Origin of the sequence: Virgibacillus sp. JSM 102003, assembly GCF_041949995.1 — a bacterium.
In the GTDB taxonomy this organism is placed as follows: Bacteria; Bacillota; Bacilli; order Bacillales; family Amphibacillaceae; genus Lentibacillus.
In genome coordinates this window covers 113,752-127,233 of sequence record NZ_JBHFQH010000003.1, presented here as the reverse complement: position 1 = coordinate 127,233, position 13,482 = coordinate 113,752, and the positions used below count along the sequence as shown (strand labels likewise).

The following is a 13,482-nucleotide window of genomic DNA, read 5'->3' as shown; positions in this document are numbered from 1 at the left end:
GATAACCCCCAATTAAAGATCAAATTACGATCCTTTCGCGACTAATAGTATTCTTTCTGTATCAATAACTGTCATTAATTCATTTTTCAAATCTTCGGTTGAATATCGTTCAAAGCTTCCCACCAAATTAACTAGTGTAGAAGGATCAACTGCAACCGTCCGTCCAACATAAATCTTATCATAAACCTCACCAGGCAGAACTTCATCATCACCAAGAAGTTCCTCGTACATTTTTTCACCCGGCCTTATGCCAGCAAACTCAATCGGTATTTCATCTTCGGTGTAGCCTGATAGTTTAATAAGGTTGCGAGCCAAATCAACAATCTTCACGGGTTCACCCATATCAAGGACAAAGATTTCGCCACCTTTGGCAAGTGTCCCTGCCTGAATTACTAATCGTGATGCTTCTGGAATCGTCATAAAGTAACGGGTCATTTCCGGGTCTGTTACCGTAATAGGTCCGCCACGCTCGATTTGTTTTTTAAACAATGGGATAACACTGCCCCTACTTCCGAGCACATTCCCGAATCGAACGGCAACAAATTTGGTTTTACTGCGTGTACTTAAAACCTGAATGATCATCTCAGCGACACGTTTTGTTGCACCCATTACATTTGTTGGGTTAACTGCTTTGTCAGATGAAACCAATACAAATGTATCGATACCAAACGCGTCTGCTGCTTCAGCAACATTTCTCGTACCAATCACATTGTTCTTGACCGCTTCGTGTGGATTATATTCCATTAATGGCACATGTTTATGCGCTGCCGCATGATAGATGATCGTCGGTTGATGTTCTTCCATAATTTCAAACATGCGTTTGCGATCTTGTACATCACCGATAACTGGAACAATTTCGACATTTGTTGTACCGTATTTTTCACGTAGTTCCATATCAATTGTATAAATGCTGAATTCACCGTGTCCTACAAGTACAATTTTATGTGGTGTAAAGCGCATCAGCTGGCGGCAAAGCTCTGAGCCAATTGATCCACCTGCACCAGTTACCATGACAGTGTTATCTGTAACATATTCCGATATCGTATGAATGTCTAATTCAACCGGGTCACGTCCAAGTAAATCTTCAACTTCGACATTTTTTAAGCTGCTTACCGAAACTTTACCGGTCATAATATCCTCGATTTTCGGGATCATTTGTACTTTTGCGTCTGTTTTATTGCATTCCATCACGAGTTTATTTAACTCACCATTTTGTAAGGATGGTATCGCAATTACAATACGCTCAATATTATGATTTTGTACAACGGTTGTAATATCTTTGGATCGTCCTAATACGGGAATGCCATAAATCTGCATTTTTTGTTTATTTAAATCGTCATCGATAAATGCGACAGGATACATTTGGCTATTATCATGATTATTTTTTATTTGGCGAGCAATCATTGACCCCGCAGCCCCCGCCCCAACAATAAGTGTGCGGTTTTTTGTCTGATCTGATGTTATGTATCGGTCACGAAAAATGCGCCACATGAATCTTGATCCACCGATTAACGTGATGTGCAATAACCAGGTTACGATTAGTGCCCTGCGAAAGATTGTAAAATCATTCACTAAATATTGAACGATACCTGCAGCTAAAATTGAAAGTGTGATTGCTTTGACGATAGCAATCAATTCACCAACACTTGCATATGCCCAGACTTTGTTATATAACTTATATATCATTGCAAAAATATGATGAGAGATTAAGAGTGCAATTGAACTGATAATTAAAGCTGGCATGCTGTACTCGATGATATTCGGGTACACAACCCATGAAGCAACAAAAATTGCAAATGTGACAATAATAGAGTCTAATAGAACCAACAAGGAGATTCTCGTCCTATATGTCATCACGTCAGCTCCTTTCTATACATTTTATCACAGAACCTGACTTATTTCGCAGGCACCACCTGATTAAGCATCTTAATTATTTCGTTTCGCTTCTTGCTTCCGGTTTTTTTATAAATGTGACTCACATGCACTTTTACCGCACTTTCTTTTACTTGCAGTTTATGGGCTATATCTTTATTGCGCAGTCCATGACGCATGAAATAGGCTATTTCCGATTCTCTTCGGGTTAAGTCTATATTGTGTTCCGTGAGTTGTTTAGAAAATATGTCTATGCTTATCGATTTCAAGTTTAAAAACCTGGAGATAAATGATTGTGTGATAGTTTCAGGCATGATGTAGTGGTTGTCCAGTACATCGTTTACGGCTTCTGTAATCGACGTATGCAGTGCTGGCGTTTTTTCTACGATACTATCAATCTCAGTTTCGACTATTTGCAGCAGGCAGGTTTCTTCATTAGATGATGCAATTACGATTATTTTCGTATCCAGGTTAGCTTGCTTTATCGTATGTATCGTGTTTAATACTTCTGTCCAGGGTATACCGTCTGTATCCAGCAGTAACACAGTTGGTTCAACCAGACATACTAAGTTTGCTGAATTACTTGTATAAATAACATCGCTGCCCAATTCCATTGCTGAGTCACTTGTGATTGCATCGAGTATTCGCTGTTCAATCCCATTTTCACTTATATAACAAATCGTTATCATGGCTGACGACCGCCTTATCAAGATTAATTCATTTAACGACAATTTTTGATAATTAATCGCATTCTTCATAATACTAAAGAACCAGTCATTTTTTTAGTGACTTTTGGAAATTTTAGTCATAGTTTTATTACTTGAGCAGGTTTTTTAAATAGTCAACTGCTTCGTGGCGGTTACGGATATTCAGTTTACTGTATACTTCGCTGATATAATTCTTAATCGTTCCTTCTCCTAGGAATAACTTTTGGGCAATTTTCTTATTGGAACAGCCATCCATAAATAGGTAGGCAATGTCTAATTCCCTTGCTGTTAAATTCATTCCCCGGTTTTCCAGTCTTTTCCCAAGAATTTGTTTCTTATCTAGGGTTAGCTCTCTTATTTTATTGACTAAAATAGTTGCAACTTTACCAGACAAAACCGATTGGCCCCGTGCAGCATCCCGTATAGATTGGGTAAGATTGTCCGGATACAGGTCTTTTAGTAAAAACCCGTCTGCTCCAACATTAATTCCTCGGATGACAAGCTCTTCTTCTGCAACGGAAGTTAACATGACCACTTTGATTGAAGGATGGTTTTCTTTTATATATACCGTCGTTTTTATTCCATCCATCTCGGCCATATGTATATCCATTAAAACCACGTCAGGTTGTTCATGTTGTAATAGTTCGATGGCAGACTCACCACTTTCTGCCATGCCAATTACTTCAATATCGTCCGTATTACTAATTAGTGCTTCGACACCTTCGCGAAATAATCGTTGATCTTCTACTAGCATTACTTTGATCACAGCACCAACCCCTTTTGATAAGAAATAATCTATCCTATAGTACATATTACACTTAAGGCTGTACAAAATTATGTACAACCTGAATAATTCCATAAAAAATACTAGAAAATTTTCATGAGGTATTCATTGGTGTTTTCTAGTTTAAAATAATCCTAAAATTTTCTTTCGCTTAACAGGATGGGCTTCGTCACGATTTACCGTCTTCCCGCTTATTAATAGCTCACAATTTTCTCTATACATATACAACGCCTCATTACCATGCTGTTTTTGCAGCTCATGGTAGGCTTCCTCGAGGCAAAATCCTCTTGATGTTGTATTATGTGCATCTGAAGCAATGAAATGTGTCAGATTCGCCTCAACTAGCTGATGCGAAAACTTTTGCAGGTTCTTACCGAATTTTCCGCATATGCTTCCGGCGGTAATTTGTGACAGTGCTCCCTTTCGAATTAACTCATATAAAACGGATGGATGCTCGATTATTTCCCGGTTTCGTTCCGGATGGACTATAATTGGTATATACCCTACAACCTGAATATCAAACAGCAATTGTTTGGCATACCCAGGAACTTGTTCTGAAGGGAACTCTACAAAGACATATTTAAATTCATTGATTGGCATTATTTCATCTTTCGCCAATCCGTCAATTATATCACCGTTAATTCTTGTTTCCTGCCCAGGAAGAACAATTAGCGGAATACCCTCTGACACCAATTTTTCATTTAAGTTATTTGTATAGTGCAGTATTTCGTTTTTCGTATTTTCATATTTTCCGTTCCGATGATGTGGTGTGGCAACTATTGTGCGAATACCCTGATCAACAGCAGCTTTTGCCATCTCAACACTATCAGCAAGCGTTTCGGCACCGTCATCAACACCAGGTAAAATATGACAATGTATGTCGATCATGTTTGTCACTTCCTAGTCGTTATTTGTCCGAATACTTTAAAAATTCAATTACAGTATAACAAAAATTAACATATAATTACAAGGTTACTTTTTAAAAGTGGGTCTTTTTGCCGAATCGCAGCAAATGCCTTACTTGTTGAAAACACCCCATTTCTTCTTGGTAATAATGCGTTCAGGTGGTTCCTGATGAACGGTTTGGCCAATAATCATCAATTCACTATTTTCCATGAATGTATATTCAGTAGTATTCCCATAGTGCTTTTTAAGATAACGTGAAGCTTCGCGCATGAAGAAGCCGCGTTTTTTTACATTGTGCGCGTCTGATGCAATAAAATGAGTGAGGTTGGATTCTATCATTTGATTTGCAAATCGCTGGAACTTTTTACCCGCAAAACCTAGTAAGCTGGCAGCAGTAATTTGGGTTAACGCACCGTTCTTAACAATCCGGTACAGCTTATCAGGATCATCCTGCAATTCATGATTCCGTTCGGGATGGACAATAACAGGTTTATATCCAGCAATCTGCATATCAAATAATAGCTGTGTCGTATATTTAGGAACTTGGTAGGTAGGTAATTCAACAAACACATAATCGCTTTCTTTGTTTATCGCGATTACTTGGCCATTCTTTAAGTCTTCCAGCATATCTCCATAAACCCTGGTTTCCTGACCTTCCAGTATTTCAACTGGTATGTTCTCTTTCTGAAGCTGCCCATTTAAATAATCAACTGCCCCGGTAATGTCGGTACCATAGTTCATGAACGACTCGTTGTTATGGTGTGGTGTTGCTACGATCTTTGTGATCCCCTGTTTAGCAGCTTCATTAGCCATCATAATGCTCTCTGTAACCGATTTAGCCCCATCATCTAAACCCGGTAAAATATGACAATGTATATCTATCATCTCGTATTCCCCCTATTTTTTCTTTAGTGGGTCTATTTACCTATTTTATGATTATATCAAGATAATAAATGAAAATGGAACCATATAACGTCATTTTATAGTCACTTTAATTCCTAAAAAGTCATAGTTTTGGATAATTTTGACAAATCTCGACAAAAGATGACTCCTTTCAACCTCTAAGAGAAAGGAGCCAAACAGTTCAATTAATTTTTTCCATAATAGTAGTAATAATTCGCTTCTTTCTTATCGCGATCATTAAGGATAGTACCGAGAACCTTGGACTTGGCAGATTGCAGTTGTTCAATCGACTTAGCAGCTGCCTCATTTTCCGTTTGCTTACTGCGAACCACGAGAATCGACCCATCGCATAAGTTAGCAAGAATCTGGGCATCCGCTACTGCCATTACAGGAGGCGTATCGAATAGAATAATATCGTACATCCCACTTGCATCATTCAGCAATTGCTGCATTCTGTTAGATGCCAGCAATTCGGAGGGGTTTGGCGGAATTGGCCCGCATGAGACTAGGTCAAGGTTTTCGATTTCGCTCGGATTGATTACATCCGCTAACGGTGTTTCCCCAACTAGTACGTTGCTTAGTCCCTTCAGATTGTCGAGGCGAAACGTATAATGAATTGTAGGTTTACGAAGATCTGCATCAACCAGTAACACCTTTTTTCCTTGCTGTGCGTAAACAACGGCTAAATTCGCAGTTGTCATCGATTTTCCTTCACCAGGACCAGGAGAAGTTACGAGCATTGTCTGCAAATCCTCATCCACAGAGGAAAATTGCAGATTAGTCCGGATGGTTCGATATTGCTCTGATATAGGTGAGCGTGGATTTAGATTCGTAATCAGATGTCTCATTTTATTGTTTCTAGATTGATTTTTTCTGCGTGCCATCTAAACCACCCCTTCTTCTGGAATGTGGAGTCTGGAAGTGCTCAAGCCTTACATCATCATCCGATACATGAGTTACCACGCCAAGTACCGGCACACCCATTCTTTTTTCAACATCGTCTTCTGTCTTAATGGTGTTATCCAAATATTCAAGCAAGAAGGCAATCCCAATGCCCACCATAGCCCCAAGTACAATTGCAATCGCAATGTTAAGCAGTGGTTTTGGACTGACTTGCTCGGGGTTTGCTGTTAATTCTGCCTCCGATAAAATATGGACATTATCTACATTCAGGAGGTCAGGTATTTTTTGCTGAAAAGTAGTTACCGTTGTATTCGCTATATTTGCAGCAAGCTCAGCGTCTGGATCAGTCGCTGTTACAGTAACAACCTGTGAATTCTCTGCACTGGAAACGTTGATTTTATTGCTTAACTGATCAGCAGAATAGCTTAAGTTGAGCTCTTGTACAACATCCTCTAAAATTGCAGGACTTTTGATAATCACATTGTATGTATTTATCAATTCCACATTTGATCGGATTTCATTAACATTGTATTGACCGGATTCCTGCTGTTCCTGATTGACAACAAACATTGAACTAGACTCATAGGTTGGCGTTAGAATGAAGTAGCTAACAATCGCAGCGATCACCGCCGCCCCAACAATTAATCCAATAATAAGCACTAGACGTTTTTTAATAACCTCAACTATCTCTTTGAGGGAAATCGTTTCTTCCATAGATCTTGTACCTCCATTTACTCGTAGATGATACCCTATTTTAATATGCGGTATGTTATTTATTTCGACATTATAAACGAAATTATAACATATAATGGGTGAAATTCGATTGTTTTTTTTAATTGTCTCTATTACTTTTTTCCTATTTCCTATGGAATCTATTAAAAATATGTAGAATCATGCTATAATTAACAGACTTTAATATGGAAGGGAGAATTGAATAATTTGAACAACAAGAAATTATTTATGTCGGTAAGTGCAAGTGCGGTTATTGCCTCAGCATTTGTTGGCGCCGAAGATGCAGATGCAGCATCGTATAAGGTGAAGAGCGGCGATTCATTATGGGCAATAGCGCATAAATACGACGTTAGTGTCGGACAGCTTAAATCATGGAACAGTCTATCAGGAAACATTATTTTCCCAAATCAGGTAATTAAAACATCCAAATCTACTACTACATCAAACTCTAATTCTACTACTAATACAACGCAATCTACTACATATACCGTTAAGCGTGATGACACGTTAAGTGGCATCGCCGGGAAACATAATATTTCACTCTCTGATTTAATGGAATGGAATGGTTTGGATACAACGCTTATTTATCCTGGGAACGAGTTTGTGGTTTCTAAGGGTGGGGGCGGTGAACCTGATGGTAGTCAGGGTCAGACCGGCGGCACCGGCGATGGTCAGACGTCTGATAAGAAAGTCGCATCATCAAAAGTTTATACCGTTAAATCAGGTGACACATTGTCAGCGATTGGTTCGCGCTATGGTGTTAGTGTTGCTCAATTGAAGAAGTGGAACGATTTGAGATCGGACTTGATATTGATTGGGCAGAAGCTTAATATCGGTGGGAAGTCCGGTGGAGGCGATTCAAGCGCGCCTGCTGCTGATGTGGATTATAACGTCAAAGAATTGATTAGCACTGCCAAGAGCGTAAACGGTGCTGACTACGCATGGGGCGGAGAATCACCAAGCGGCTTCGACTGCAGCGGATTTATTTACTATTCATATAGTGAGGCAGGTAAAAACCTGAAGCGACTATCGACTAGTGGCTACTACAACCGCTCATTTTATGTGAATAAACCACAAGTAGGTGACCTCGTATTCTTTGAGAACACCTATAAGTCCGGAATATCACATATGGGAATTTATTTAGGTAACAACCAATTCATCCACGCAGGCTCAAGCGGTGTGCAGATTACTAGTTTGGATAACTCCTATTGGAGCAAGCACTTTGATGGATTTAAGCGATTTTACTAGATTTTAGGTGAAGGAGAACATCCAGCTGATGCTGGGTGTTTTTTTATTTTTAGGGTCGAAGTACTCTTTGCGATGCATTCGCTCTGTATAAAGTTAATATTTTCTATTTATTGTCGATATTATAAGTAAGAACTGGTGCAATTGCACTAACTTTCGGTTAATATCATATTAGAAGATACCAAATGTAAGGAGATGTCCCATTATAGTTACCCATGCCGAGTACACAGATAACCTTTTACGAGAAATTGAGAATAAGAAAGAGAATATGGTAAAGACAGCTCAGACTTTCGGACTAACAGGTGAAGAAACATTAAAATATAGTCGGGAGTTAGATGAGTTAATAACAAAGTACCAATATATACAAAGAAAAGAAAAGCAAACATCCAGCTGAGGCTGGATGTTTTGTATTTACTGGGTAGGATGGTAATTTTCTGCTTTAGCAGAAAATATCCTATTGAATTGTTTAAATAAAGTAGAAGATTTTCGGCAGATGCCGAAAATCACCATTCTTTGGATGGCGTGTTGCGAGGGTTTTCGCTCGAGTTTGAGGGGGCTCGCTCGAGTTTGCGGGCTGCTCGCTCGAGTTTGGAGGCTGCTCGCTCGAGTTTGAGTGCTGCTCGCTCGAGTTTGCGCGATAGCTGCAAATAAAAAAGCGCCCACATGGACGCATATTATCCCAGTTCCGGATAAAAGAGTACTTTGACATATGATCCTTTGCGGTTGATCAGGTTATCAAAAGTTTCAGGACCCTCTCGCAAATTTAGGCGGTGCGAGATCATTGGTTTGACGTCGATTTGACCTGTGCTCATGTAGTGGACGGATGAGCTCCATTCTTTTCCAGGGAACGGTGAGGATAACGCATTCCAGGATCCGAGCACGTTTAATTCATTGCGGACGATGCGCTCAAAATAAAAGCGTTCGATATTAATGTCGGCATATGGGATGCCCATGAAGACGACTTCTCCGCCTTTTTTTGGCAGGGCAAATACTTGTGCTGATGTGATCGGTGAACCTGCTGACTCGACAGCGAGGTCAACTCCCTTACCATTTGTATGTGCTTCGATTTGTTCATGTGCTGGTTTTTCCAATGAATTAATCAGCACATCCGCCCCAACCTCTTTGGCAACTTCGAGCTTTGTGTCATCGATATCAATTGCATAGACTTTCTTTGCACCGAATATTTTAGCCCATTGGACGGCGAGCAATCCGATACTGCCACAACCCATGATAGCCACTTCGGCTCCCGGCTGGATGCTAGTACGATAAAAACCATGCGCTACGACGGAGGATGGTTCTACCAGTGCAGCTGTATCGTAATCTACATTATCTGGAATTGGTACAATGTTTTCCACTGGCAATTTTACATACTCTGCATATGCACCTGGTACATGTGCGCCAATGACATGTAATTTCTCACAGCGTGATGGCTCTCCTTTTTGGCAGCTTTCACATGCTCCGCAGTAAAAAGCGGGACAGCCGGACACGCGGTCACCTGGTTTGACATTTTTTACATCGGTACCAACGTCAGTGACTACGCCTGAAAACTCATGGCCAAATGTCATACCTTCAACATATGGTCCCAATTTTTTGTATCGAGAAATATCGGAACCACATATCCCAACAGCCTTCACCTTAATAATCACGTCATCTGCTTGTTCAATGACTGGTTCTTCTGATTCTTCAAAGCGGATATCCTGTTCATCATAAAGATTAAGGGATCTCATCTCTATCACCCTTTCTAGTTGTGATTAGTTAGCTGTTTCTTCTGTCTTTTTTTTACTGGACAAAATCTTATATAAAGCAAATCCTACAATGATTGTATTGAAATAGATTTGATAGTCGAGGTAAAAATCACTTATTCCGCGTAAAGGTCCAAGCATAAATTCCAGCATTGCGTCGACCATTTTTAACCCTCTTTTCTGTAATAATGATGGGATCGATCGGGCTGTGAAACCCAATCGTCCATTCTTTAATAGCTAGCGTTAGATGTTCCACCAGTAACAATTGCTATGGCCCCACTGGCACCGATGCGGTCTGCACCTGCTTCGACAATTGCGATTGCATCGTCATAAGTGCGGACACCGCCTGCAGCTTTTACACCAAAGTCGGATCCGACAACTGAACGCAATAGCTTCACATCTTCAACGGTAGCACCGCCACCATTGAAGCCTGTTGCCGTTTTAACAAAGTCAGCTCCAGCTTCAACAATTAGTTTGGCAGCTTTGACTTTCTCGTCTTCCGTTAACAGTGCTGTCTCAATGATCACCTTCGTTGTCAGGCCTTCTGATGCGTTGACTACCTCGGCAATATCCTCTCTTACAACATCATATTCCTGAGACTTCAGCGCACCTAAATTGATCAGCATATCGATCTCTTCAGCACCGTTTTGAATTGCTTCTTTTGTCTCAGCAACTTTTGTCTTCGTTGTGGCACCACCTAATGAGAAGCCAATTGGCACACCGACTTTAATGTTGTGTGGTGCCAATAGCTCATAAGCGTATGGCACATAGTGCGGATTGACGAATACTGTCTTAAATCCATAATCAATCGTTTCCTGGCAAAAAGCCTTGATATCTTCCTTGCTCACGGTTGGGTTCAGCAGTGTATAGTCAATAATATCAGTCAGTTTTTGTTTATCCATTTTACCAGCTCACTTCCCATGTTTAGTCAACAGGTGTCAGTAAAACTTTGATTGCATCCCCATCTTTGATGGCTTTATAAGCTTCATCCCACTGGGTGATATCAAATTCATGTGTAATCATATCGTTTGCATTGACAGCCCCATTATTGATCAGTTCCAGGGATGGCTCCCAGTCTGCCGGTTTCTGACTTCTGCTGCCGACAATCCGGATTTCTTTTTGAATGACTTTTTCCATGTCGAATTGGATTTCTGATGCCGGGAAAATACCAACTTGTGCGTATTGTCCTTTTTTGCGCAGCAGATCAAGTCCTTGTTTTGCTGCGGGAATGGCACCGGAACATTCAAATACAACATCTGCCCCATAGCCATTTGTCAGGCTATTAACGACTTCTGTAATATCCTGTTTTTGTATATTAACGACATGGTCAATGCCAAGCTGTTCTGCTTTATCGAGGCGCACCTGGTCATTTGTTAAACCGGTAATGATGACTTTTGCGCCACGGCTTCTGGCAACCTGTGCTGTGAATAGCCCGATCGGTCCAGGACCAATAACAACAACAATGTCACATTCGTTAATTTCTGTTTTGTAAACTGCGTGATGCGTACATGCCAATGGTTCGGTCATAGCTGCATCCTCATAAGAAACATTTTCTGGCAAGTGGTGCAGGCTGTCTTTACGGGCAACCAAGTACTTGGCAAAGCCGCCATCCTGCTGCGTTCCAAGTCCTTTACGGTGATTGCAAAGGTTGTAATCCCCTGCTTGGCAATACTCACATTCGCCGCAAATATAAAATGTTGTTTCTGATGTGACGCGGTCTCCTGGTTTGAATTCTGTGACGCCTTCTCCAACGTCAACCACTTCACCAGAAAATTCATGTCCAAGTGTGACTGGGGCTGCAACCTTGTAATGACCTTCGTACGTGTGGATATCGGAACCACAGATACCTGCATATTTTACTTTGATTTTAACTTGATCTTTGCCTGCTTTCGGTTCTGCTTTTTCCTGAATCTCCAGGTTTCCAAATCCAAGTTCTCTTTTGACTAAAGCTTTCATAGATGACTCCTCCTGTCTTGTTCGATTACGGTGGCTTTTTTGTGAGTTTTGTTGGTTTTGGCTTGGCAGTATATATAAACTGCGTCACAGTCTAAGGTGGCTCACTGACCACGCAGGTGGAATATACTCGCTTTCCGTGGGCTCACCACGAGCCTCCTCGATCGCAAAGAACGCTCACTGCGGGGTCTCTTAGGCTCGCTGTCCCACAGGAGTCTCGCATATTCCATCTGCTGGTTTAAATGGCTTAAAACAAATAAGCACAATCCAGCGTAGGAAATACACGGAGACTCCAGCGGGAGGAAAGGCATCGGCGAGACCCCGCAGTGCGTAGCACGAGGAGGCTCACCAGCCGCCCGCGGAAAGCGCAGTGTATTTCCGAAGCGGTAGTCTATGACGCAATTAGTAGGTTTTTTTCAACAACAAACTCACAAAAACAGCCAACACATTTAAATGGTAAATTCAGAGGAACAGTTTAGTTAAATAGTGCAAAGAATTTCCAGATAATCCAGTTCACCAGGTTACCACCTTGGTCGATACTTGAGATTTTGGCAGATCCTTCTGGCATTTCAAATTGAGCATTGTGAGCCATTTCCGTAAATACTGGTGCAATATCTGTGGCCATATAAAGTGATAATGCAATCATAATTGTACCAACAATAACCGAGTGCACAATATTACCTCTGGCTGCACCAACGATGAATGCGACAACAAATGGAATTGTAGCCAAGTCACCGAATGGTAATAGTGCGTTACCAGGAAGGATAACTGCAAGCAATACTGTGATTGGAACAAGAATTAATGCTGTTGCAATAACAGATGGGTGTCCAAGTAATACCGCTGCGTCAAGTCCAATAAGGATTTCTTTATCACCAAAGTGTTTATTCAACCACTCACGTGCAGATTCTGATACAGGCATTAACCCTTCCATCAGGATCTTAACCATCTTAGGCATTAACACCATAACGGCTGCCATTGACATACCAATATCAATAATGTCACCGACACTATACCCTGCTAACGCACCAATTGCTGCCCCTAGGAATAGTCCGATAAAGATAGACTCACCAAAGATACCAAATCGTTTTTGGATTGTATCCGGATCAGCATTCATTTTATTCACACCAGGAATTTTTTGAAGCAGTTTTACTAACCAGATACCTGGTGCGTAGGAGATTGTACTTCCTGTAGCAATCGATACACCTGGAAGTTCATAGAAATCACTAACCATAGGTGCTGTCCAGTCAGCAACTTTCAGAGCTACGATTTGGAAAATCACCGCAGCGATTAGTCCTTGGATGATACTGCCTGAAATTGTGTAAACAACTGCTGCCATAAACGTGTAATGCCAGAAGTTCCAGATATCCACGTTCATCGTTTTTGTTGTTTTCGTCAGCAGCATGGCAACGTTTACAACCAAGCCAAGTGGAATGATAAATGCTGCTACTGTGGATGCCCATGCGATGGATGATGTAGCAGGCCACCCAACATCAATGACGTTTAGTTCAACGCCGAGCCGATCAACCATTCCTTGTGCAGCTGGTCCAAGATTATTAACCAGCAAATCAACAACTAGGAAAATACCAACAAACGCTACCCCGATTGTTAGACCGGAACGAAATGCTTTACCTGGCTTCTGCCCGAATAATAGACCTAGTAAGAATATAACGACAGGTAAAATTACGGTTGCTCCAAGATCTAAAAAGGCTTGAATAAAATCAACAAAACCTTGCAT

14 protein-coding genes are annotated in these 13,482 nt (G+C 40.9%); 2 read left to right on the top strand and 12 right to left on the bottom strand.

The window, feature by feature from the left end; genetic code table 11:
- Positions 1-24: 24 nt before the first annotated feature.
- From ACE1TG_RS04705 to ACE1TG_RS04675, 7 genes are all read right to left on the bottom strand, one after another.
- Positions 25-1,854: a polysaccharide biosynthesis protein gene (locus tag ACE1TG_RS04705; protein WP_375051207.1), complete on the bottom strand. Its 1,830-nt coding sequence runs from the start codon at positions 1,852-1,854 to the stop codon at positions 25-27.
- A 41-nt stretch (positions 1,855-1,895) separates the two neighbouring features.
- Positions 1,896-2,630, bottom strand: coding sequence for a transcriptional regulator (locus ACE1TG_RS04700; RefSeq protein WP_375051206.1), 735 nt, complete (start codon positions 2,628-2,630; stop codon positions 1,896-1,898).
- Between the two features lie 58 nt (positions 2,631-2,688).
- Positions 2,689-3,345 (bottom strand): response regulator, encoded by a 657-nt coding sequence (locus tag ACE1TG_RS04695; protein ID WP_375051205.1) that lies wholly within the window; start codon positions 3,343-3,345, stop codon positions 2,689-2,691.
- 141 nt (positions 3,346-3,486) lie between these two features.
- A complete protein-coding gene (locus ACE1TG_RS04690) occupies positions 3,487-4,251 on the bottom strand; it encodes a tyrosine-protein phosphatase (RefSeq protein WP_375051204.1) in 765 nt (254 codons plus the stop codon).
- Between the two features lie 129 nt (positions 4,252-4,380).
- Positions 4,381-5,154, bottom strand: a complete 774-nt coding sequence (locus tag ACE1TG_RS04685) for a tyrosine-protein phosphatase (protein ID WP_375051203.1) — start codon at positions 5,152-5,154, stop codon at positions 4,381-4,383.
- A 203-nt stretch (positions 5,155-5,357) separates the two neighbouring features.
- Positions 5,358-6,056 carry a CpsD/CapB family tyrosine-protein kinase gene (locus tag ACE1TG_RS04680; RefSeq protein ID WP_375051202.1) on the bottom strand — a complete coding sequence of 233 codons (699 nt, stop codon included), beginning with the start codon at positions 6,054-6,056 and terminating at the stop codon, positions 5,358-5,360.
- Positions 6,031-6,789: a YveK family protein gene (locus ACE1TG_RS04675; protein WP_375051201.1), complete on the bottom strand. Its 759-nt coding sequence runs from the start codon at positions 6,787-6,789 to the stop codon at positions 6,031-6,033. The genes ACE1TG_RS04680 and ACE1TG_RS04675 overlap by 26 nt, the downstream gene beginning before the upstream one ends.
- 225 nt (positions 6,790-7,014) lie before the next feature.
- On the opposite strand from ACE1TG_RS04675, the gene ACE1TG_RS04670 reads away from it, so the two are divergent.
- Together ACE1TG_RS04670 and ACE1TG_RS04665 are read left to right on the top strand one after the other, a co-directional pair.
- Positions 7,015-8,055 carry a C40 family peptidase gene (locus tag ACE1TG_RS04670; protein ID WP_375051200.1) on the top strand — a complete coding sequence of 347 codons (1,041 nt, stop codon included), beginning with the start codon at positions 7,015-7,017 and terminating at the stop codon, positions 8,053-8,055.
- Positions 8,056-8,230: 175 nt separating this feature from the next.
- Complete coding sequence (locus ACE1TG_RS04665) at positions 8,231-8,446, top strand: Spo0E family sporulation regulatory protein-aspartic acid phosphatase (protein ID WP_375051344.1); 216 nt, start codon at positions 8,231-8,233, stop codon at positions 8,444-8,446.
- 280 nt (positions 8,447-8,726) lie between these two features.
- On the opposite strand, the gene ACE1TG_RS04660 is transcribed toward ACE1TG_RS04665, so the two are convergent.
- From ACE1TG_RS04660 to ACE1TG_RS04640, 5 genes are all read right to left on the bottom strand, one after another.
- The gene (locus ACE1TG_RS04660) at positions 8,727-9,779 is read right to left on the bottom strand and encodes a galactitol-1-phosphate 5-dehydrogenase (protein WP_375051199.1); all 1,053 of its coding nucleotides are present in this window, start codon (positions 9,777-9,779) and stop codon (positions 8,727-8,729) included.
- A 24-nt stretch (positions 9,780-9,803) separates the two neighbouring features.
- Positions 9,804-9,959, bottom strand: a complete 156-nt coding sequence (locus tag ACE1TG_RS04655; protein ID WP_375051198.1) for a hypothetical protein — start codon at positions 9,957-9,959, stop codon at positions 9,804-9,806.
- A 65-nt stretch (positions 9,960-10,024) separates the two neighbouring features.
- Positions 10,025-10,696, bottom strand: coding sequence for a deoxyribose-phosphate aldolase (deoC, locus tag ACE1TG_RS04650; RefSeq protein WP_375051197.1), 672 nt, complete (start codon positions 10,694-10,696; stop codon positions 10,025-10,027).
- Positions 10,697-10,718: 22 nt separating this feature from the next.
- Entirely contained in the window at positions 10,719-11,750 is a 1,032-nt protein-coding gene (locus ACE1TG_RS04645) for a zinc-binding dehydrogenase (protein ID WP_375051196.1), read from the bottom strand.
- 472 nt (positions 11,751-12,222) lie between these two features.
- Positions 12,223-13,482 (bottom strand): galactitol-specific PTS transporter subunit IIC, encoded by a 1,260-nt coding sequence (locus tag ACE1TG_RS04640; RefSeq protein ID WP_375051195.1) that lies wholly within the window; start codon positions 13,480-13,482, stop codon positions 12,223-12,225.

Coding starts and splice junctions, on each gene's coding strand:
- ACE1TG_RS04705 (WP_375051207.1), bottom strand. CDS start 1,854: ATGACATATAGGACGAGAATCTCCTTGTTGGTTCTATTAGACTCTATT.
- deoC (WP_375051197.1), bottom strand. CDS start 10,696: ATGGATAAACAAAAACTGACTGATATTATTGACTATACACTGCTGAAC.
- ACE1TG_RS04685 (WP_375051203.1), bottom strand. CDS start 5,154: ATGATAGATATACATTGTCATATTTTACCGGGTTTAGATGATGGGGCT.
- ACE1TG_RS04700 (WP_375051206.1), bottom strand. CDS start 2,630: ATGAAGAATGCGATTAATTATCAAAAATTGTCGTTAAATGAATTAATC.
- ACE1TG_RS04690 (WP_375051204.1), bottom strand. CDS start 4,251: ATGATCGACATACATTGTCATATTTTACCTGGTGTTGATGACGGTGCC.
- ACE1TG_RS04675 (WP_375051201.1), bottom strand. CDS start 6,789: ATGGAAGAAACGATTTCCCTCAAAGAGATAGTTGAGGTTATTAAAAAA.
- ACE1TG_RS04680 (WP_375051202.1), bottom strand. CDS start 6,056: ATGGCACGCAGAAAAAATCAATCTAGAAACAATAAAATGAGACATCTG.
- ACE1TG_RS04655 (WP_375051198.1), bottom strand. CDS start 9,959: ATGGTCGACGCAATGCTGGAATTTATGCTTGGACCTTTACGCGGAATA.
- ACE1TG_RS04640 (WP_375051195.1), bottom strand. CDS start 13,482: ATGCAAGGTTTTGTTGATTTTATTCAAGCCTTTTTAGATCTTGGAGCA.
- ACE1TG_RS04660 (WP_375051199.1), bottom strand. CDS start 9,779: ATGAGATCCCTTAATCTTTATGATGAACAGGATATCCGCTTTGAAGAA.
- ACE1TG_RS04645 (WP_375051196.1), bottom strand. CDS start 11,750: ATGAAAGCTTTAGTCAAAAGAGAACTTGGATTTGGAAACCTGGAGATT.